At 40.3% G+C, this 20,182-nt stretch carries 21 protein-coding genes and 1 riboswitch; of the genes, 4 read left to right on the top strand and 17 right to left on the bottom strand.

Annotation, left to right across the window (positions count from 1 at the left end):
• Positions 1 to 71 (bottom strand): helix-turn-helix domain-containing protein (locus TE34_RS20795; RefSeq protein ID WP_157037656.1); only part of this gene is annotated, 71 nt, incomplete at its 3' end.
• A gap of 144 nt (positions 72 to 215) precedes the next feature.
• On the opposite strand from TE34_RS20795, the gene TE34_RS15910 reads away from it, so the two are divergent.
• Positions 216 to 923 carry a hypothetical protein gene (locus tag TE34_RS15910; RefSeq protein WP_047985797.1) on the top strand — a complete coding sequence of 236 codons (708 nt, stop codon included), beginning with the start codon at positions 216 to 218 and terminating at the stop codon, positions 921 to 923.
• A gap of 321 nt (positions 924 to 1,244) precedes the next feature.
• Positions 1,245 to 2,030, top strand: a complete 786-nt coding sequence (locus TE34_RS15905; RefSeq protein ID WP_047985796.1) for a TerC family protein — start codon at positions 1,245 to 1,247, stop codon at positions 2,028 to 2,030.
• 46 nt (positions 2,031 to 2,076) lie between these two features.
• Here TE34_RS15905 and TE34_RS15900 read toward each other — a convergent pair whose 3' ends face one another.
• The 3 genes from TE34_RS15900 to TE34_RS15890 are packed head-to-tail and all read right to left on the bottom strand — an operon-like array spanning position 2,077 to position 5,745.
• The gene (locus tag TE34_RS15900; protein WP_047985795.1) at positions 2,077 to 3,120 is read right to left on the bottom strand and encodes a ribonucleotide-diphosphate reductase subunit beta; all 1,044 of its coding nucleotides are present in this window, start codon (positions 3,118 to 3,120) and stop codon (positions 2,077 to 2,079) included.
• A complete protein-coding gene (locus TE34_RS15895; RefSeq protein ID WP_236687175.1) occupies positions 3,101 to 3,526 on the bottom strand; it encodes a flavodoxin in 426 nt (141 codons plus the stop codon). The genes TE34_RS15900 and TE34_RS15895 overlap by 20 nt, the downstream gene beginning before the upstream one ends.
• Positions 3,523 to 5,745: a ribonucleoside-diphosphate reductase subunit alpha gene (locus TE34_RS15890; RefSeq protein ID WP_047985793.1), complete on the bottom strand. Its 2,223-nt coding sequence runs from the start codon at positions 5,743 to 5,745 to the stop codon at positions 3,523 to 3,525. Before TE34_RS15890 ends, TE34_RS15895 begins: the two co-directional genes overlap by 4 nt.
• A gap of 120 nt (positions 5,746 to 5,865) precedes the next feature.
• A riboswitch (cobalamin riboswitch) is annotated at positions 5,866 to 6,052 on the bottom strand.
• Between the two features lie 147 nt (positions 6,053 to 6,199).
• On the opposite strand from TE34_RS15890, the gene TE34_RS15885 reads away from it, so the two are divergent.
• The gene (locus tag TE34_RS15885; RefSeq protein WP_047985792.1) at positions 6,200 to 6,931 is read left to right on the top strand and encodes an NAD-dependent deacylase; all 732 of its coding nucleotides are present in this window, start codon (positions 6,200 to 6,202) and stop codon (positions 6,929 to 6,931) included.
• Positions 6,932 to 6,940: 9 nt separating this feature from the next.
• Positions 6,941 to 7,165 carry a hypothetical protein gene (locus TE34_RS21120; protein WP_157037654.1) on the top strand — a complete coding sequence of 75 codons (225 nt, stop codon included), beginning with the start codon at positions 6,941 to 6,943 and terminating at the stop codon, positions 7,163 to 7,165.
• Between the two features lie 44 nt (positions 7,166 to 7,209).
• Here the strand turns inward: TE34_RS21120 and TE34_RS15875 are convergent, their stop codons facing one another.
• The 13 genes from TE34_RS15875 to TE34_RS15815 form a co-directional block, all read right to left on the bottom strand.
• Positions 7,210 to 8,004 (bottom strand): ABC transporter ATP-binding protein, encoded by a 795-nt coding sequence (locus tag TE34_RS15875; RefSeq protein WP_047985790.1) that lies wholly within the window; start codon positions 8,002 to 8,004, stop codon positions 7,210 to 7,212.
• A gap of 1 nt (position 8,005) precedes the next feature.
• Positions 8,006 to 8,983 carry an ABC transporter permease gene (locus TE34_RS15870; RefSeq protein WP_084710741.1) on the bottom strand — a complete coding sequence of 326 codons (978 nt, stop codon included), beginning with the start codon at positions 8,981 to 8,983 and terminating at the stop codon, positions 8,006 to 8,008.
• 121 nt (positions 8,984 to 9,104) lie between these two features.
• A complete protein-coding gene (locus tag TE34_RS15865; protein WP_047985789.1) occupies positions 9,105 to 10,094 on the bottom strand; it encodes an ABC transporter substrate-binding protein in 990 nt (329 codons plus the stop codon).
• Positions 10,095 to 10,270: 176 nt separating this feature from the next.
• Positions 10,271 to 11,278 carry an alpha-ketoacid dehydrogenase subunit beta gene (locus tag TE34_RS15860; RefSeq protein WP_047985788.1) on the bottom strand — a complete coding sequence of 336 codons (1,008 nt, stop codon included), beginning with the start codon at positions 11,276 to 11,278 and terminating at the stop codon, positions 10,271 to 10,273.
• 1 nt (position 11,279) lies between these two features.
• On the bottom strand, positions 11,280 to 12,335 hold the full coding sequence (gene pdhA / locus TE34_RS15855; RefSeq protein WP_047985787.1) for a pyruvate dehydrogenase (acetyl-transferring) E1 component subunit alpha: 1,056 nt from the start codon (positions 12,333 to 12,335) through the stop codon (positions 11,280 to 11,282).
• A 141-nt stretch (positions 12,336 to 12,476) separates the two neighbouring features.
• Positions 12,477 to 13,445 (bottom strand): NAD(P)H-dependent flavin oxidoreductase, encoded by a 969-nt coding sequence (locus TE34_RS15850; protein ID WP_047985786.1) that lies wholly within the window; start codon positions 13,443 to 13,445, stop codon positions 12,477 to 12,479.
• Positions 13,446 to 13,460: 15 nt separating this feature from the next.
• Positions 13,461 to 14,237: an enoyl-CoA hydratase-related protein gene (locus tag TE34_RS15845; protein WP_047985785.1), complete on the bottom strand. Its 777-nt coding sequence runs from the start codon at positions 14,235 to 14,237 to the stop codon at positions 13,461 to 13,463.
• 195 nt (positions 14,238 to 14,432) lie between these two features.
• Entirely contained in the window at positions 14,433 to 15,632 is a 1,200-nt protein-coding gene (locus TE34_RS15840; RefSeq protein WP_047985784.1) for an acetyl-CoA C-acyltransferase, read from the bottom strand.
• The gene (locus TE34_RS15835; protein ID WP_047985783.1) at positions 15,629 to 16,504 is read right to left on the bottom strand and encodes a 3-hydroxyacyl-CoA dehydrogenase; all 876 of its coding nucleotides are present in this window, start codon (positions 16,502 to 16,504) and stop codon (positions 15,629 to 15,631) included. Before TE34_RS15835 ends, TE34_RS15840 begins: the two co-directional genes overlap by 4 nt.
• 278 nt (positions 16,505 to 16,782) lie before the next feature.
• Positions 16,783 to 18,303, bottom strand: a complete 1,521-nt coding sequence (locus TE34_RS15830; RefSeq protein ID WP_047985782.1) for an aldehyde dehydrogenase family protein — start codon at positions 18,301 to 18,303, stop codon at positions 16,783 to 16,785.
• A gap of 24 nt (positions 18,304 to 18,327) precedes the next feature.
• The gene (locus TE34_RS15825; RefSeq protein ID WP_047985814.1) at positions 18,328 to 19,101 is read right to left on the bottom strand and encodes an enoyl-CoA hydratase/isomerase family protein; all 774 of its coding nucleotides are present in this window, start codon (positions 19,099 to 19,101) and stop codon (positions 18,328 to 18,330) included.
• 7 nt (positions 19,102 to 19,108) lie between these two features.
• A complete protein-coding gene (locus TE34_RS15820; protein WP_047985781.1) occupies positions 19,109 to 19,879 on the bottom strand; it encodes an enoyl-CoA hydratase/isomerase family protein in 771 nt (256 codons plus the stop codon).
• The gene (locus TE34_RS15815; RefSeq protein ID WP_047985780.1) at positions 19,872 to 20,177 is read right to left on the bottom strand and encodes an EthD family reductase; all 306 of its coding nucleotides are present in this window, start codon (positions 20,175 to 20,177) and stop codon (positions 19,872 to 19,874) included. Before TE34_RS15815 ends, TE34_RS15820 begins: the two co-directional genes overlap by 8 nt.
• Between the last annotated feature and the right edge of the window lie 5 nt (positions 20,178 to 20,182).

The raw sequence follows: 20,182 nt of genomic DNA, 5'->3' as shown, positions 1-20,182 counted from the left end.
GTCTTATTGATTAGCTCGATTTGTTTTTGATTAGGAAAAATACGAAATTTATACGCTTTTTTAACTAACATGGACTCACCTCACTAGCAAGGAACGTATGTTCTAATCATATCACAACAATATGTTTTTTGGCTATAGCCAATTGACATTCATCTCCCCCTTATCGCTGGTCTAAAGACCTTCTCGCGATGGAAGAGGGAGTCTTCTGTCAAATAATGATAAAAAACCACTTTCACTTGATTGAAATGCCTGATGAAGAGGCGAATAAATGGGTACCTGTTTGGAACCTAGAGCAGTTTTATATTTCAAACGACAAATCCGGTATTATCTCACCAGAATCCATCTATCGTCTGGATACGTATAAACATTTGAATACGAAAATAGAATGGGATGTCCCTACTGAGGTTGAAATTACTTCTGAGGAAGTTGATTTTTCTACTGAGGTTACTTTGGAAGAGGCAATGGAGAAGTTTACTATCAAGCCTCTTAGCGAGGGAGAGGTTCAACATGTGGTAGAGAAAACTAAGGACTTCCTCCGCTCAGAGTACACTAATGACTCAGGAAAATGGGTACTTACTGGGATGTATCCGGAAAGAAATTATATTATCACGGAGTTAACACATATCGTTAAATACAAAGCATTTGATCGAAAACTAAAAGTAATTATTAACCGCAGTTCTATGAAGATAGCCACTTTCTTTGATAATCAATTCTTCTTAGACAGATTTCAATCTTTGGAGGAATCTGATTCAGTAGTAACCACTAAGGATGAAGCAATCGCGAAAGTAATTAAGCATATCGAAGTAACACCTGTCTATGTAAAGGACCCTAGTTCAACAAGCTATCTGCTATGTGCAAGGGTAGAATGTAATTTTATGGTAGATGCCACTAACGGTGAGTTAATTGATATAAGGGATTTATAACCATAGGTAAACATCTTGGTATAAAAGAACTTAAACAAATCAAACTAACATTAGGTAGAGGCACTCACCCAAAGGTATGACAAATTATTGACATTATCTCAAAATAGTGATTAAATTATAATATAATTTCAAAGGGGAGTAGCTTTAACAGTTATGTCGTCATTTCAGAGTATCTCAGAATACTCTCGGCATTTCTGGCAACTTTCGGTGTTGTTAGCAAGACCTTTGCCAATTTGGTAAAGGTCTGTACTTTTTTAGAGGCCTTTACCATGTCTGGTGGTATAAGCCTCTATTTTTTTATGTTGGAAGGGAGAAAAATTAATGGAATCAATTTGGTTAGAATATGCTTGGACCCTCTTAATATTAATTGGGTTAGAGGGGATATTGTCTGCTGACAACGCACTCGTATTAGCAGTTATCGCAAAACATTTACCAGCTGAACAAAAAAAGAAAGCAATCAATTACGGTATTTTCATGGCTTTCCTCTTCCGTTTTGCTGCATTATTTGCTATTTCATTTATTGCAAATGTATGGCAAGTGCAAGCAATCGGAGCTGCTTATTTAATCTATTTAGGATTGAAACACGTTATACAAGATCACTTTGGATCGAAAAAAGGTGACAAGGACGAATTAGAAGAGGAATCAGCAGGTAAAGGCTTCTGGCCTACAGTTGCTAAAATCGGTTTAGCTGATTTAGCTTTTGCTATCGATTCTATTCTAGCAGCAGTTGCATTAGCTATCGTGTTACCTGTAACTGGTTTAGGTAACTTCGGTGGTATGGATGTTGGACAATTCATGATTGTTGTATTAGCTGGTATCGCTGGTTTAATTTTAATTAAGTTTGCTGCTGGCTGGTTTGTACAACTATTAGATAAACGCCCTGCACTAGAAACAGTTGCTTATTTAATTGTTGCTTGGGTTGGGGTTAAGCTTGCTGTGATTACATTAAGTCACGATAAGGTAAATGTTTTACCTCATGAATTCCCACATAGTACCGGTTGGACCATTGCATTCTGGGCTATTCTTCTTGGAATTGCTGTGATTGGCTGGTTTGTGTCAGGTAAGAATGGAGCTAAGGAAGCAACTCGAGAAGGGTCTTCTTCTTAAATAAAATAGTAAGGACCGGAACTGAAAATCCGGTCCTTTTTTCATTTTATAAATCATCAAATCCGTTCATACTGCTTGCCTTTGTATACTGTCTAGACTTTTGTTCAAAGAAATCGGTTTTGGTCCCATCAATATTATCAACATAAGCACGAATCCATTTCATCGGATTATCGATATGTTCTGGGTAAATATCACTTAGTCCAAGCAATCGTAGCATCTTATTCGCACGATATTTGACATAACCCTGCATTTGCTCAAGGTCAATTCCGTCTACATCAGCCAGTACATAGGATGACCACTCTATTTCTAACGCTACAGCTAGCCTAAACTCTTGATAAACCCACTCGATAAACTCCTCCGTATTCTCCTCTGGATATTCCGCCAACGTGGCACGAAAAAGCTCGGATATAAATCTTCCATGCTCTAGTTCATCCCGGTTAATATAACTAATCATCGTAGAGGTCCCTACCATTTTATTATTTCTAGAGAGATTATAGAAAAAGGCAAATCCCGAGTAGAAAAATAATCCTTCTAATAAGGAAGTATAGACGAGCGTTTTTAATATATTTTCTGTACTTGGTTCTTCGACAAACTGGTTATACCCTTCCATGAGCCTTGCGTTACGCTTTAATAAAATAGCATCTTTTCTTCCTAATTCAAATGCTTCGTTTTGCTCTTTTAATGATACGACGGAAGAGAGGACATAGGAATAACTTTCATTATGAACCGCTTCTTGTTGCGCTATCACTGCCATAATGGACTGAACAGATGGATCTGATGCATGCAAGGATAACAGTAATGCAGTTCTCGTTTGCGGTGCGTCTAGAGTCGATAACAATCCGATAATTTTTAAATACGCTTCCTGCTCTGCGTTTGTCAGCATAGGAAATTGCTTTACATCCGAAAACATATTAATTTCATCCGCCTGCCAATAATTACCGACGAGTCTTTTGTACATTTTATACCAATGTGGGTACTTGATATCATTCCAGTTTAGAATGCCACTGGAATCTCCACCAAATACTTTTGTTGCTTTATTTGGAAAACGTGGTTCCAATGTCTTTGCTCGTTTAAGCAATGTTTGCTTCATGTTGTAATACCCCTTTCAACCAATGGTCAATTAGATGCTCTTGTGACCCTCTTGGTGACTGCTCAATTTTTAAACCTTGCCATCTGCTTCTATAAAACGTTGTTAGCTTGTCAACCGCACCACAAAAATAACCAAACTGTGTATCACCAGTACCGAAAATTGCAATATTATCTGGCTTATATCCAATCTCTAACACAAATTCCTTCACTTCGTCTGGCGTACGTCCATCTTCCCATGTAAACGTTCCAAGAAACATGACATCATAGTGAGAAGGATTAACTGGTGAATCAATTCCAATTCGGTGCATATCGACCATGACCCCATGTGATGAGAGTTTTTCTAGTATATATTCTGCAGTTTCTTCCGTATTTCCGCTGTATGATAAGTAGGCAATTAAAGCTCTCAACTTGAACACCACTCACATTCTTCTACATCATTAGAGGTCGACCTGACATAATAGGTTGTTTTCAAGCCTTCTCTCCATGCTTGTACATGTAAATCAAGTAATACTTTGGCATGAATGGTATTTGGAACGTAAAAATTAAAAGAGATGCTTTGATCAATATGCTTTTGACGGACAGCATTCTGCTTTACAGACCAACGCTGGTCAACAATATAGGCAGAGCGACGATATATATCATACGTATGATGGTCTAGCTCTGGAGCTATTGTTGGTATCTTATAATCCTTCTTTTCTTCGTGGTAAAAAGGCTTAAATACAGGATCGATACTTGCTGTGGAACCAGCAATCATGGCTGTCGTTGAATTTGGTGCAACTGCCATAAGATACCCATTTCGAATACCATTTTCCATTACAGCAGATTTCAGTTCCTGCCACGCTTGACTCGAATATCCTTTTTCATCAAAATACGACCCAGTATTCCACTTACTTCCGATATAGGCCGGGTAACTCCCTTTCTCTACACTTAACTCCATACTGCTTTTTATTGTTAGATAAGCAATTTTTTCGTACAGCTGATCAGCAAATTGAACTGCTTCTTCTGATTCCCAATGAATCTGTTCTTTTGCTAATAGATGATGCCAACCAAATGTTCCAAGCCCAATTGCCCGGTATTTCTTGTTGGTAGCTTGTGTCTGGATTATCGGTAATGTATTAATATCAATGACATTATCTAACATACGGACCTGAATCTTTATTAATCGTTCGAGCACTTGTTCCGGTACTGCTTTACCTAAATTAATGGAACTTAAATTACAGACAACATAATCACCTGGCTTATACTTTTTGGTAACCATACCATCTTCATCCATGAACTCTTCTAAAAATTCTGTTGGTGACTGGTTTTGAGTAATTTCAGTACATAAATTTGAACAATAAATCATCCCTTGATGATTGTTGCTATTTTGCCTATTTACTTCATCCCTGTAAAACATATACGGTGTCCCAGATTCCAGCTGGGAAATCATTATTCGCTTCATCAATAAAATCGCGGGCACTTTTTTCTTGGACAACTGTTCACTTTGAATACATTCTTCATACTTCTCGCGCCAGGAACCATTACCTTTCTGTTCATCATAGAATTCCTCTAGGGAATACCCCATTACCTCACGAACTTCATGTGGGTCAAATAAGTACCAATCCCCTCGAGCCTCTACTTGCTCCATAAATAAATCAGGAATACAAACGCCGGTAAAAATATCATGTGCTCGCATACGGTCATCCCCGTTGTTTAACTTCAAGTCTAAGAATGATTCAATATCCTTATGCCAAATATCCAAATAAACCGCAATGGCACCTTTTCGTGTTCCTAGCTGGTCGACACTAACAGCTGTGTTATTCAACTGTTTAATCCATGGAACAACACCACTAGACATCCCTTTAAACCCTTTAATAGAACTGCCTCTCGCCCGAATCTTCCCCATATAAACGCCGATACCCCCGCCGTTTTTGGAAAGATTTGCGATGTCTGTGTTACTATCATAAATCGATTGCAAATTGTCATCTACCGTATCAATAAAACAGCTAGATAATTGTCCATGGGTTTTCCCCGCATTTGCTAGGGTCGGTGTTGCCACGGTCATATATAAATTACTTAATGCCCAGTAAGACTCTAATACCAGCCCTAATCGTCGGGAAGGGTCCTCATCCTGCATAAGGTGCATCGCAATCACCATCCAGCGCTCTTGTGGTAGTTCATAAGTATGTTTTTGATGATTAGTAGCCAAGTATCGATTAGCTAGTGTGTATAAACCTAGATATGTAAATTGAAGATCCTGATCTGGGTTGATATTTTCCCCCAAAAAATCAATGTCTTCTTTTGTGTACTTATTTAGTAGATTTGGTGTATAGATTCCTTCCTCTGTTAATAGATGGATTAATTGATAGAAACCCCCATATTTTATGGATGGTTCATAATTACGGTTATTTGCAGCCTGATTATAAAGACTATGTAATAACAATCTACTGGCAACAAAGGTCCATTCAGGATTTGCTTCATCCATATTATCGAGCGCACCCTTAATCAATCGATCGATTATTTTTTCATTCGTATCTAGTTGTGAAATCTCTACATTAAAATCAGCTAGATTAAGGTTTAAATTTTCTGTTACAAACTCAAGTAGACGGTCATATTTGTCTGTAATATTGCTATCAATAGTTAACATACTCCTACCTCCTATAAATTAAAAACGCTCATCCAAGGGATGAGCGACACAGAAACGATAGATGTTTATCAAGAAGATAGGTAAAATCCATCGTTCCATGTTCTTTCAACCCGAAGAAAAATGAAACTATAAGGTATGGCAGGTCTCCTGGCTTGTGCTTCACTCTACTAAAGTCCTTCCCATATCATTTATAAATGGATACAGTGGAATTCTCGTTCGTCGACACATACAGTTGCGGGGACAGCTCCAGATTTTCACTGGATTCCCTTTTCAGACAATCATTGTCACCATAGCTCACGGTACTATATATAGTATTTAGTTTTTATTTATTTCACAATATATTGTGATTATTAGATTATCATAGTTTAGTAGACTTTGCAATATACTATTTTTCGTAATTAGTAAATTTAATCTTTATTAGGTAAAATAGAGGTAACATTGGAGGTGTATGTTCATGGAAGACGTGGTACGTTTATTACAATCATCATCCTATACAATAGTCTTTACTGGTGCTGGTATGTCTACGGAAAGTGGCCTACCAGATTTCCGTTCGAAAAATAGAGGCCTGTGGACAAAGTTTAATCCTGATGAATTAGCTAATGTTCATGCACTAGAACATAACTTTGAGGAGTTTACAGATTTTTATCAATATCGTCTTCGTGAGATTGAAAAATATGAGCCGCATGAAGGTCATCATGTTCTAGGAAAATGGGAAAAGCAAGGTATTACTGGTGGGGTTATTACCCAGAATGTTGATGGGTTTCATCATGATGCAGGGAATAAAAATGTAATGGAATTACACGGTACCTTTCGCAAGTTTTTCTGTAATCGTTGTAAGAGAGAACAGAGTCGTGAGAAATATTTGAATGGGCAGCATCAATGTGTATTTTGTGATGGGCCAGTTCGTCCTGGGATTGTTTTATTTGGGGAGATGTTACCTGAAGACGTCTTCTATAAAGCTGAAATTGAAACTGGAAAGGCTGATTTGTTTATCGTTATAGGTTCTTCTCTCACTGTTACACCTGCGAATATGTTCCCGATGATTGCTAAAGAACATGGAGCAAAGCTTGTTATTGTTAACCGGGAAGCTACGCCGATGGATCATTATGCTGATTATATTGTACGGGATCAGAGTATTAAGGAATGGTTGGTGGGGGTTGATAGGGAGTTAAGTTCAACTGATTGAGTGATGGCTGTGAATTGGCCACACAGTCATTTCGACTGGATTTTTGCTGATTTTGTTCGTGAGACTGACTCTCATAGTCATTTTGGGCGGATTTTCATTGAAAATGTTCGTGAGACTGCTTCTCATAATAATTTTAAACAGATTTTCACTGAAAATGTTCGTGAGGCTGTTTCTCATAGTCATTTTGACCATATTTTCATTAAAAATGTTCATGAGATAAACAGCCATAGCTAAAAACACAAAAACCAGGAGAATTAGACCTCCTGGTTTCATAACTGCTATCCCAACACCGCGCGATCACTTTCAAATTGCTGTCCACGAATACGCTGGAATTCTTTTAATAAATCTTCTATTGTTAATTTCTGTTTTTGTTCTCCGCGAATGTCTAAAATGATCTGTCCTTTATCCATCATAATTAATCGATTCCCTAAATCTAACGCTTGCTGCATATTATGGGTAACCATTAACGTAGTGAGTCCGTACTCTTCCACAACCTCTTTCGTTAGGTTAGTAATCAACTCTGCTCGTGATGGATCAAGTGCAGCAGTATGTTCATCTAGCAATAGAATATTAGGATTCGTGAAAGTTGCCATTAACAAGGATAGTGCTTGGCGTTCTCCACCCGACAAGAGACCAACTTTTGCGTTCAAGCGATCTTCTAATCCTAATTTTAACGTACTTAAATGATCTCTAAATTCCGCCTTACGTTGTTTATTTACACCTGGAATTAACTTTCTTTTCCGTATCCGAGAATAAGCAAGGGCCAAATTTTCTTCTATTGTCATCGAGGGAGCAGTTCCAGCCATTGGATCTTGGAATACCCGACCTATAAATTGTGAGCGTTTAAACTCCGGTAGCATTGTAACTTTTTCATCGGATATAACCACTTCACCAATATCTGGTATAAGATTACCAGATATCACATTCATAAGGGTTGATTTCCCTGCACCATTACTTCCGATAACAGTGACAAAATCCCCTTCTTGAAGCTCAAGATTGATATCTTGTAATGCCTTTTTCTCATCTGGAGTACCTTCATTAAACGTAATAGATACATCTGTAACGTGTAGCATATTAGGCACCCTCCCTTACTTGCTCAAGTGCTGCCCGCTTCTGTAGTCGGCGTTTCTTATCCTTCTGAGCTTGCATGATTCGTGGTGCAACAAGTGCCAGCATAACAATGAATGCTGTTATCATCTTCATGTCACCCGCATCTAGGAAATCTACACGTAGAGCGATCGTAACAACTATACGGTAAATGACTGCCCCACAAACAACAGCCAGTGTTGTGATCATAATCGTTCTCTTACCAAATAATGCTTCCCCAATAATTACAGATGCTAATCCAATAACAATCATCCCGATTCCCATGGAGGCATCTGCAAATCCACCTAATTGAGCGATTAGTGCACCAGCTAATGCTACCAACGCATTGGATATCCCAACCCCTAAGATGATTAGGTTATCCGTGTTCGCTGAAAAACTGCGAATCATTCTTTGATTATCTCCTGTTGCACGTAACGCTAAGCCAACTTCTGTCTTTAAGAAGTAATCTGCTAAGAATTTAATTCCTAAAGTAACAATAATCATGAAGAAAACTATTACCCATGTAGCAGGGGCACGTGAGCCAACAGCGGTGAACATACCACCGAGAAATTCATCAATCCCCACTGGCCAAACCTCGCGAAGTTGCGAGAATATGGTGTCCTGGTTATTCAAGGAAACATTTGGTCGACCCATGATACGTAAGTTGATGGAATATAATGCAATCATCATCAAAATCCCTGATAATAATGCATTGATTTTTCCTTTTGTATGAAGAAGACCGGTGACACAGCCTGCAAGAAACCCTGCAGCAATTGCAAGAAGTGTGGCTACAATAGGAGAAACTCCATTTACGATAGAGATTGCAGCAACACCAGCACCAGTTACGAAACTACCATCTACTGTTAAATCAGGAAAGTCCAGTACTCGGAAGGTTAAATATACCCCTAAAGCCATAATTGCATAAATAATTCCAGACTCAACAGCACCAAATAAAGCATAAAGCACGATTATTACCTCCTTTTCCACATTGTTTATTTGTATAAATGTGGAAATTCACTCGTTAGAATAGAGAAGCAGGCTAAGAGCCTGCTTCGTCTTGGACATATAGGGTTTATTTACTAATTTTCTACTCAGTAGCTGTTTCTATAAACTGCGCATCTTCATCCCAATCGGCATTCCATTCGATGCCTTGTTCTTCAGCAGCTTCTTTATTAATAAATAATTGAATTTCTGGTGGATACTCTACATTAATTTCACTAGCCTTTTTACCATCTTTCAATATCTCTACCGCCATTTCACCAGTACGGTATCCAATTGTGTAGTAATCAATACCAAATGTTGCAAAACCACCTTTAGCAACGGAATCCGGCTCACCAACAACTAATGGAATATCTTGTTCATTAGCTACAGCAACCACACTATCCAATGCGGAAACTACCATATTATCTGTCACGATATAGAAAAGATCAATCTCACTCACTAATGAAGCTGCAGCTTGTTGTACTTCCGAAGAATTTCCTACTGTACGTTCTTTAAAGCTTAAAGAAGTTCCTTCACCAGCAGCAAGTACTGCCTCAATTTGTGTAACTGAGTTTGCCTCACCAGCATTGTATAACAAGCCTACTGTAGAATCAGGGAAGTACTTATCAATAAAATTGATTGTTTCTTTTATCGCATCAGGATGTAGGTCAACAACCCCAGTGATGTTTTCACCTGGCTTATCCATTGCTTCAACTAATCCTCCATCTACAGCATCCGTTACAGATGTGAATAAAACAGGAATATCTAATGCATCTTTTGTCGCTTCTTGAGCAGCTTGTGCAGCAGGTGTTGAATTAGCAAATATTAAATCAACATCATCCGCAACGAATCCATCTGAAATAGGCCCTAGGTTATTTGGGTCACCTTGTGCACTTTGATAGTCAAATTCAACCTCAAGCCCGGCATCTTCCAAAGCTTTCTTGAATCCTTCATATGCATTATCCAATGATGGATGCTCTACAATCTGAGATGCACCAATTTTATATGTATCTCCACCATCCCCACTTGTACCACATGCTGCTAAAACAACGATACTAATAATTGCTACGATTAATAACTGAAGCCCTCTTTTCATTCTCTACTCCCCCTTAGACTCTTCTAAACTTAATGTATAATTTGAGAAATTATAACATACTGAAAATGCAAGTCAACCCTATTTTTTGATAATTCTTGATATTTGAAAACGCTTTCCCCCATGTCCACAGATTGATTCGACAAAATCTTAAATTATTTTTTAATACTCCCCTTTCTTTAGAAATCAATCACTTTTTCAATTGCTCTGTTAATTCGTTCTGGAGTTGGTAAATAATGATTCTCCAAACTAGAAAATGGAACTGGTACATCAAAACCGGATACTCTTTCTATTGGTGCTTTTAAATATAGAAAGGATGTATCATTAATGATGGATACAATATCACTTCCAAGTCCACCTGTTTTTGGAGCCTCATGTATGACAACAGCTCTCCCTGTCTTTTGAACAGATTCAGCTATTAGTCCCTCATCAATTGGATATAAGGTGCGCAGGTCAATTACTTCACAGTCAATTCCACGTCCCTTTACCTGATTTGCAACTTTTTCTACTAAAGGAACCATTGCTCCCCACGTAATTAACGTGACATCATTACCTTCTATTCGCTTTTTACCTTTACCGATTTCAACCGTATAGTAATCGGTCGGAACCTCTTCCCTAAAGGAACGATAGCTATGCATTGGTTCCATGTACAAAACCGGATCAGGGTCTTCTATTGCTGCTATTAATAAACCCTTCGCATCATAAGGAGTCGCTGGGCAAACTACTTTTATTCCAGGCATATGTGTAAACAAGCTTTCCGCACTGTCAGAATGTATTTCAGGAGCTCTAACTCCTGCGCCAAATGGTGCACGAATAACCAATGGAACAGAATAACGCCCCATTGTACGCATACGAATTCGTGAAACATGCGTCATAATCTGATCATAGGCCGGATAAATAAATCCCATAAATTGAATTTCCGCAATCGGTTTAAGCCCATTTACAGCTAATCCTACCGATGTGCCGATAATACCAGATTCAGAAAGAGGCGTGTCGATTACTCTATCCTCGCCGAATTCTTCTTGCAGTCCATCCGTAGCCCGGAAAACACCTCCGTTTTTCCCAACATCTTCTCCTAAGATTAATGTTGTCGGATCACGTTCGAGGACTGTTCTCATACCATCATTAATCGCTTGGATCATCGTGATATTTTTGGTAGCTATTCTTTCCGTATATTCGGTAGTCATCCTATTCCCCCCTTAACAACTGAAGATAAGATTCTTTTTGTTTAACCAACTGCTCTGGTAATTCTGCAAATACGTGATCAAACATATCCTCAGGCTTAGCTTTCGGATAGGACTCCATTGCTTTTACAGCGTCATCAATTTCCTCTTCAATCCTCTCACGCGTTGATTGGATAAATTCCTCATCCCAATATCCTTCATTCTTCATCATTCGTTCTAATCGCAGAAGTGGATCAACGATATCTTTACCAATGCCATCCGGACGATATTTCGTCGGGTCATCCGCTGTTGTATGTGCACCTGTTCTCCATGTCACTGCCTCAATCAAGGTTGGACCACCACCTGTTCTAGCACGGCGTGTTGCTTCTTGCATCGCAAAGTAAACGGCAAAGAAATCATTCCCATCTACTCGTATACTTGGTATTTCATAAGCGATTCCTTTTTGCGCGACTGTTTTTGAATTCATCTGTCGCTCAAACGGTACAGAGATGGCATAGCCATTATTTTGATTAAATAAAATTGTTGGAGTCTGAAACACACTTGCAAAGTTCAACCCTTCATGAAAGTCTCCCTCTGATGTTGCCCCATCACCAAAATAGGCGATTGCTATATTCTTCGTTCCCTTTCGTTTTTCCGCCCATGATGCACCAACAGCGTGCAAAATTTGCGTAGCTATTGGGACGGCTGCAGGAAATATATGTTTTCCTTCTGGCGGTTGACAGCCTTCTAATCTACCATTCCAGTATAGAAACGTACGTGTCATGTCTGCTCCAAACGTTAGCATCGCACCATGGTCACGGTACGTTGGAAATAACCAATCATTCTCCTCTAGCGCAAGTGCACTCCCAACCTGGGCAGCCTCCTGCCCTTCAAATGGCGGATATGTTCCAATTCTCCCCTGTCGCTGTAAGCTTTTTGCTTTTTTATCGAATGTCCTAATCCGATACATGTGATAGTACGCTTTTTGGACAAGCTCTCGAGTTATGAGAGACTTACTACTTTTATCAACAAGGTTTCCATGATCGTCGATAATTTGCTTTAAAGGATATACCTCTTCCATCTAAAAACCTCCAATAAGCCGGCTATCATTCCGGCTCAATAACGCATTCATTTTACCTTTATATGACGTTATTTTAACGTTATTGTACCACCATGTTATAGACCGGTCAATTAATTGTTAGAAAAATATATACTTTTCAAACTACTTGCTCGCAATTAGTGAACCCACTACGGATAATCCCGACTCCAACTGGGCTTTCGCAGTTGTTATCATCCCTTCTACTAACTCTTTCACACTTGGTATATCTTCAATTAATCCAGCCACTTGGCCACCATTGATAAAACCTCGCTCCATGTCTCCTTTAATCGCACCATTCACATGAAACTCTTCGGAGGTGAACTGACCAAACTCTTGTAAACTGACACCGCTTTTCTCTTTCTCTATTAACTCTCTTGCATAACTCGTATTCATTACTCGCCTAATCCTTCCAAGGCTACGACCAATAATAATCGCATCCGTCCCATTCGCTTGAATGAGCTGTGCTTTATATTTGTCATGAAAAGGTGCTTCTTTTGTTGCAATAAAGCGGGTTCCGATTTGTACACCTTCTGCTCCAAGCATCATTGCTGCAGCTAACCCTTTACCATCACCAATTCCACCGGCTGCAATGACTGGTTTGCTCACACGCTGTTTCACTTGAGGGATAAGTGTAAAAGTAGTTAGCTCCAATGCGGAGTTGATTCCAGCTGCTTCATACCCTTCTGCAACCAAAATATCTGCACCTGCCGCTTCCGCTTTTTCTGCGTGCTGTACCGATGCAACAACGACCATAACTACCTTTTTGTGCTCGTGTAGGATAGGAATATATGGCGCGGGGTTACCAGCTGATAATGAAATAACAGGTATATGGTGTTTGATGCTAAGTTCTATTAGATCCTCGACATGTGGGGTTACACTTATTGCAATATTTAAAGCAAATGGTTTAGCTGTTAATTGTTTTGTTTCGATTATTATTTCTTCTACTTGATCAACTGTCATCGTGCCACAACCAATTGTTCCTAATCCCCCCGCTTCTGAAACTGCAGCAGCAAGCTTGGCATTAGATATATTCCCCATACCGCCTTGAATGATTGGATAATGAATGTTTAATAGTTCTGTTACTCCGTTCATCGTTATACCCCCTCGCTATTTGCCTTGAAAATTCGGCGCGCGCTTTTCACTAAAAGCTTGTAATGCTTCTAACCTATCTTCAGTAGGAATGGTAAACTCATAGGCTTTTGCTTCAATATCTAACCCTGTATTTAGGTCCGTGTTCATCCCTAGACTAATGGCATACTTTGCTTGCGTAATAGCAATCGGACCATTTCGTAGAATTAGATGGGCGAAATCCTCGCATTCGTCTAAAAGAGATTCTTTGTCTACAACTTTCAGGATTAGACCCAGTTCTTTTGCTTCCTGCGCAGAAATCTTCTTCGCTGCTAAGATAAGCTCTTTTGCCCGCATCTCGCCTATTAATCGAGGTAAGCGCTGTGTACCACCTGCTCCAGGAATAATTGCCCAACTAGTTTCTGTTAATCCCATCTTGGCATCCTTAACAGCAATAGTGAAATCACAGGCAATCATTAACTCAAATCCACCGCCGAAGCAGTAACCATTAATAGCAGCAATCGTTGGCTGGGGTAGGTTTGCAATTGCATCAAAACAATCTCGTATAGCCTTCACATTCCGTCGTACCTCTGGTTCTGATAATGTTTTTCTTTCCTTTAAATCTGCACCAGCACTAAAGGATTTTTCACCAGAACCAGTAATGATAACAGCTCTGATGCTCCGATCGAGATGAATTTGGTTAACCTTCTCGTGAAGCTCGGTGAGCATTTGATAGTTAAAAGCATTTAAGGCTTCTGGACGGTTTAATGTGATATAGGCAATGTTGTTTTTGATTTGGAAAAGAATCGTTTCCACGAAGGCACTCCTTTCTATCTGTCGGCAAGTTTTGGTAGTTTGGTTGATAGTTTGATATTTTCGGTTGATAATTTGCTTAAATTGGTTGATGTTTGCGGTAACGGTTGATATTTCCCCGTTTCGGTTGATGTTTATGATATTAGGTTGATATGGAAGGGAGAACGGTTGATATCGTGAGAGTTTTGGTTGATGTCCTTACATCCCTTCCACAATTACCGAAATCCCCTGCCCGACACCGATACACATCGTTGCTAATCCATAATGAACCTTTCTCCGTTTCATCTCGTGAACTAAAGTAGTTAATATACGTGCTCCACTTGCTCCAAGCGGATGGCCAAAAGCAATGGCTCCACCGTTTACATTAACAATCTCGGAGTCTAGCTCCAGTTGCCTGATACATTCTATCGATTGAGATGCGAACGCTTCGTTCAATTCCACTAAACCAATATCAGATGCGGCTAGCCCTGCGCGAGACAGAGCCTTTTGGGACGAATAAATTGGTCCCAGCCCCATTACAGCAGGTTCAAGTCCTGCCGTTGCACTTGTAATATAACGGGCTAAAGGTTTCAAGCCTAGCTTCTTGGCTTTTTCTGCACTCATCAATAAAAGAGCCGATGCTCCATCATTTACACCAGAAGCATTACCCGCGGTAATTGTTCCATTTTTGAAAATTGGTCTTAGTTTCGCAAGTTTTTCTAATGATGTATCAGGACGAGGGTGTTCATCTTGTTCAACTCGAATTTCATTACCTTTGCGATCATGATAAACCACTGGTACTAGCTCGTTAGCGAATCGATTTTCTTCTACCGCCTGTTTTGCACGCATCTGGCTTTGGTAGGCAAAATGGTCTTGTTCCTCACGACTTACCCCATAACGAGTCGCCACATTTTCTGCCGTTTGGGGCATGGAGTCTGTTCCATACATGTTTTCCAGCTTCGAATTAACAAAACGCCATCCAATCGTAGTGTCCATCAACTCCATATTCCCTCTAGGAAATTCCTTTTCTGGTTTAGCCATGACAAAAGGAGCGCGGGTCATGCTCTCTGTTCCACCAGCGATAAACACATCACCTTCACCTACTGCTATTGCACGTGCAGCATACATCACCGCATCCAAACCAGACCCACATAGACGGTTGATAGTTGTTCCTCCAACCTCGACAGGTAATCCAGCTAGTAACGCAGACATTCTTGCAACATTACGGTTATCTTCACCAGCTTGATTGGCATTCCCTAGCACAACCTCTTCAATTTGTACGTGCGGTAAAGAAGGGTTTCGCTCTAGCAAAGCTTTAATAACAATGGCACCTAAATCATCCGGTCGGATATCTTTTAGTGCGCCTTTATACCTTCCAATTGGTGTCCTTAGCGCATCAACAATGACAACATCTCTCATTTTTTAATCAACTCACCATCATTTGAATAATCATATACTCCACGACCTGTTTTTCTGCCGAGTCTTCCTGCTTTCACATATTGTTCTAGTAATGGTGCTGGTCGAAACTTTTCTCCTAGGGTTTCATGTAAATATTTCAGGTTATTTAGCCTTGTGTCTAACCCAACTAAATCACCAAGTTCTAGTGGTCCCATTGGATAATTCAGGCCAAGTTTAATGGCTTTATCAATATCTTCTGCACTAGCTATACCTTCTTGAAGCATATAAAAAGCCTCATTACCGACCATGGCACTAATTCTACTTGTCACAAATCCCGGAAACTCCTTCACCTCGACGGTCTCTTTCCCCATACGTCCTGCTATTTCCTTAATCGTCTTTACTGTTTCTTCCCCCGTCTCAAGTCCTTTTACAATTTCAACTAGTTGCATACGGTGTACAGGATTAAAGAAGTGCATTGCCGCTACTTGATCCGGCCTTTTCGTATAAGATCCTAATTCAGTAGGGCTAATCGTTGATGTATTCGAAGCAATAACGATATGGCTCGGAGCATGCGTATCAATCGTTTCTAGTACATGTTTTTTTAAGTCACGTTTTTCCGGTACTGCTTCTATTACAAAGTCCGTTGCTTGGACAGCAGCTTCTAACTCTATGGATGTATGTAATTGGTGGAATATTGCTACTGCAGCATCTTCGGTAATCTTATTGCGTGCTACCGCTTTATCAGCCAGCCCTTTTAGTTCTGTTAGAGCACTTTTAAGTTGTTCTTGGGACACATCAACTAATGTCGTATGAAAACCAGCAAGGGCCGAGACATAGGCTATGCCCCGCCCCATCACACCAGCCCCAACGACAGTGATTTTATTTATTGTCATTGGTGAACATTCCTTTCGTCTAGACCTTTTTCCTCTCGTTGACCGCGGTCCGAACACACTCCGCTTTCCGCGGGCGGCTGGTGAGCCAGGCTACTACTTGAATACGCTCCTTCGCTGCCTTGCACCGAGGAAGCTTGCTTCGTAGCGATGCTGGTAGACGCAGGTGCATCACCGGGGTCTCACCGATGCCTTTCCTCCCGCAGGAGTCTCCGTGTGTTCGGACCGCTATGTGCAACGACTTTTTTCACCACTTTTTATAAAGTGACAGTAAAAATAAATTAAACCCCAAACGGATTTATTGGTTTTGGACCGTAGTAAGAAAGGACGCTTTTGTCTTCCATGTATAAATCTAGTGTCTCTACAGTAAGTTCTCGGCCGAATCCGGATTGTTTGTAGCCGCCAAACGGTGTTCCTGGGAAGGCGGAGAATGGACTGTTTACCATGACAATTCCGGCTTGGATTTGGTGGGCTACACGTGTTGCTCTTGCTTGGTTTGTTGTCCAGATGGCAGAGCCAAGACCATATTCCGTATCGTTTGCACGTTTAACGACTTCACGCTCATCCGTAAATCTCTCAACAACTACAACCGGACCAAAGATTTCCTCCCGAACAACTTTCATATCCGGTGTCACATCGGCAATAATCGTTGGTTCATACCAATAACCATTTTCAAATCCTTCTATCTTCAGTTCCTTTCCACCTGTTAAAATGGTTGCGCCATCCTCGCGGGCAGATTGTACATAAGAATCAACCTTCTCTAGTTGGCTTCTGCTAATAATTGAGCCGACGTGTGTTGCTTTATCAAATGGATTACCTAGCTTTAATTTTTGTGTTCTAGCAACAAATTGCTCCATGAATTCATCATAAATCGCATCATGAACAAACAAGCGCGATCTTGCCTCACAGGATTGCCCTGTATTAAAGTAAATTCCAAAAATTGATCCAGCTACAGCCGCTTCTAAATCCGCATCTTCAAAAATGATGCTTGGTGATTTTCCACCTAACTCCAATGTTAAACGCTTCAATGTACTAGAAGCCTTTTCCATAATGTCTCTTCCAGTTGGTGTAGAACCAGTAAACGCAACCTTGTTTACATCTTTGTGCGTCACTAAATAGTCCCCTACCACTTGGCCTGATCCAGGAATCGTATTAACCACTCCTTCAGGCACTCCGGCTTCGTGGCAAATTTCATTTAGGATAATTGCTGTTATCGGCGTTAAGCTAGCTGGCTTTACAACGACAGAACATCCCACAGCAATCGCAGGAGCAATCTTCCATGCTGCCATCATCACTGGATAGTTCCAAGGAATAATTTGTGCACAGACCCCAACAGGCTCTTTATGTGTATAGTTAAAAAATCCATTCGGCATATTATTAACCGTTCCTCTATGTCCAACAATGGCACCTGCATAGAATTCAAAATCCTCTATCGCTTGACTGATTTGCACTTGAGCTGCGCCCAAAGCTTTACCACTGTTCAAAACTTCTAGTTCTACAAGCTCGTTAAAACGACTTCTCATAATAGCAGCAATTTTGTTTAACACACGAGCTCTTTTACCAATTGGATATTTACGCCACTTCCCGTTATCAAAGGAGTTTCTTGCTGCTTGAACCGCTCTTTCTGCATCCTCTACTTGAGCCTTGGCGATTGTCGCAATAACCTCTCCTTTTGCAGGATCAAAGGTTTCAAACACCTCACCGGATACACTCTCCACTCGTTCTCCATTGATAATCATCGCATAATGACTTCGTTTCATTTCTCCAACCGATGTGATCTTATCAGATACTGCTTGTTCCATTCATCTTCCTCCTTCGTAAATAACTTATTTTCCAACAAAGTTTGGTTTCCGCTTTTCAACAAATGCTTGCATGCCTTCTTGGTGATCCTGAGTTAAACCAGCAATACGTTGGGCATAAGCTTCTTTTTCCAAAAACGTTTCATAATCCTCATGCATGCTATCTAACATGTAACGTTTGATCAGAGAGAATGCTTTTGTTGGCAAGTTTGCTATTCCCTCAGCAAACTTATCTACCGCAACATCCCATTCTTCTTCGCTCACAATTTCCGTAACTAATCCAAGTTCCTTCGCTTCTTCCGCTTTAATCGGTTTTCCAAGTGTCGCTATTTCTAATGCCTTTGCATAACCAACTAGTCGTGGAAGTATATAAAGAAATCCCGAATCCGGGACTAATCCAATATTCATAAACGCACTGACTAATTTGGCATGACTATGCATGATTCGAAAATCACAAGCAAATGCTAAACTCATTCCCGCTCCAGCTGCTGTTCCATTAATGGCAGCAATAACTGGTTTCGGCGTCTCCTTTATCGTTTTTAACATGGGATGATATCGCTCCCTGAGGAAGTCAGCATGGTTGGTCGTTTCATCTACACCCGCTAAGTCTTGACCAGAGCAAAATGCTTTGCCACTTCCGGTGAGAACGATACATTTTACTTCCTCATCCTTCGTTGCAGTCTTTAGTGCTTTTCCAATCTCCCTATTCATTTGCTCCGTAAACGCATTATAAGCAGTTGGTCGATTTAGAGTAATCCGAGCTACTCCTGCTTTTTTCTCATATAAAATAGTTTCAAAGATCATTTTCTCATCTCCCCCTAAATGAAGGTGGGCGTTTTTCTGTAAAAGCACGCATTCCTTCTTTCTGGTCTTCCGAGGAAAATGCCAAGTAAAAGTTTTTTCGCTCTAATAGCTTCCCTTCTAGCAAGGTTAAATCTGCTGCAGCATGAACTGCTTCCTTAATCAGCCTTAAGGAGATTGGTGCTTGCTTCGCTAGTTGATGAGCTAAGCGCATCGTTTCCTCTTCTACTAATTCGGGTGCAACGATTCGGTTAATCACACCATAGTGATGGGCTACATCCGCAGTCATTTGCTCCCCTAACCAGATCCACTCTAGCGCTTTTCGAACGCCCATTACTTTCGTTAAAAACTGTGTGCCACCTGCACCTGGTAGGACACCTAGCTTTACCTCTGGAAAGCCAAACTTAGCATCCTCACTTGCAATAATTAAGTCGCAGTGGAGGGCTAATTCAAAGCCACCACCTAATGCAAACCCGTTTACTGCCGCAAGTATTGGCTTTTTAATCAAACTAATTTTGTCCCACTCTGCAAATGGATTTAGTAGTTCTAACGAGAGCGACGTCTCCTCCAACATTTCCTCGATATCTGCACCTGCAGCAAATGCCTTTTCATTTCCTTTTAGGACAATCACTCGAATCAATTCATTCCGATCAAATGATTCGAGCTGGGCAACAATCTCCTCGACCATTCCCCTATTCAGCGCATTAAGCACTTCCGGGCGATCTAATTGAATTACTCCAACACCGTCTTCCGAATACGCCTTGATGAACTTATTCATTGACCTCTTCACCAATCATTAGCGTGACAATATCGCCAGCGAATTTCATGACGTCTCTTCCAGAAGCTTTTCCTTCATCAGTTTTCATTGCATTTTGTAGTGATTCATGGTCGTCATAATACATCTCACATAATAAATAGAACTCGCTCTTCCCCATCGGTGAACCTACTATTTTCGTAACTTCCATTTTTCTAAGACCTGGAATTTTACTAGTTAATGGTGCATGTGTATTGAAATAATGCTCATCAAATTTTTCCTTATCTTCCGGCTGTTTGTATAATGCAATCAGTTTTACCATTTTAA

It is taken from the genome of Ornithinibacillus californiensis (assembly GCF_001038485.1).
Lineage (GTDB): Bacteria > Bacillota > Bacilli > Bacillales > Amphibacillaceae > Ornithinibacillus > Ornithinibacillus californiensis.
The sequence above is the reverse complement of the archived record's forward strand: the minus strand, read 5'-3'. Positions and strand labels throughout refer to the sequence as shown.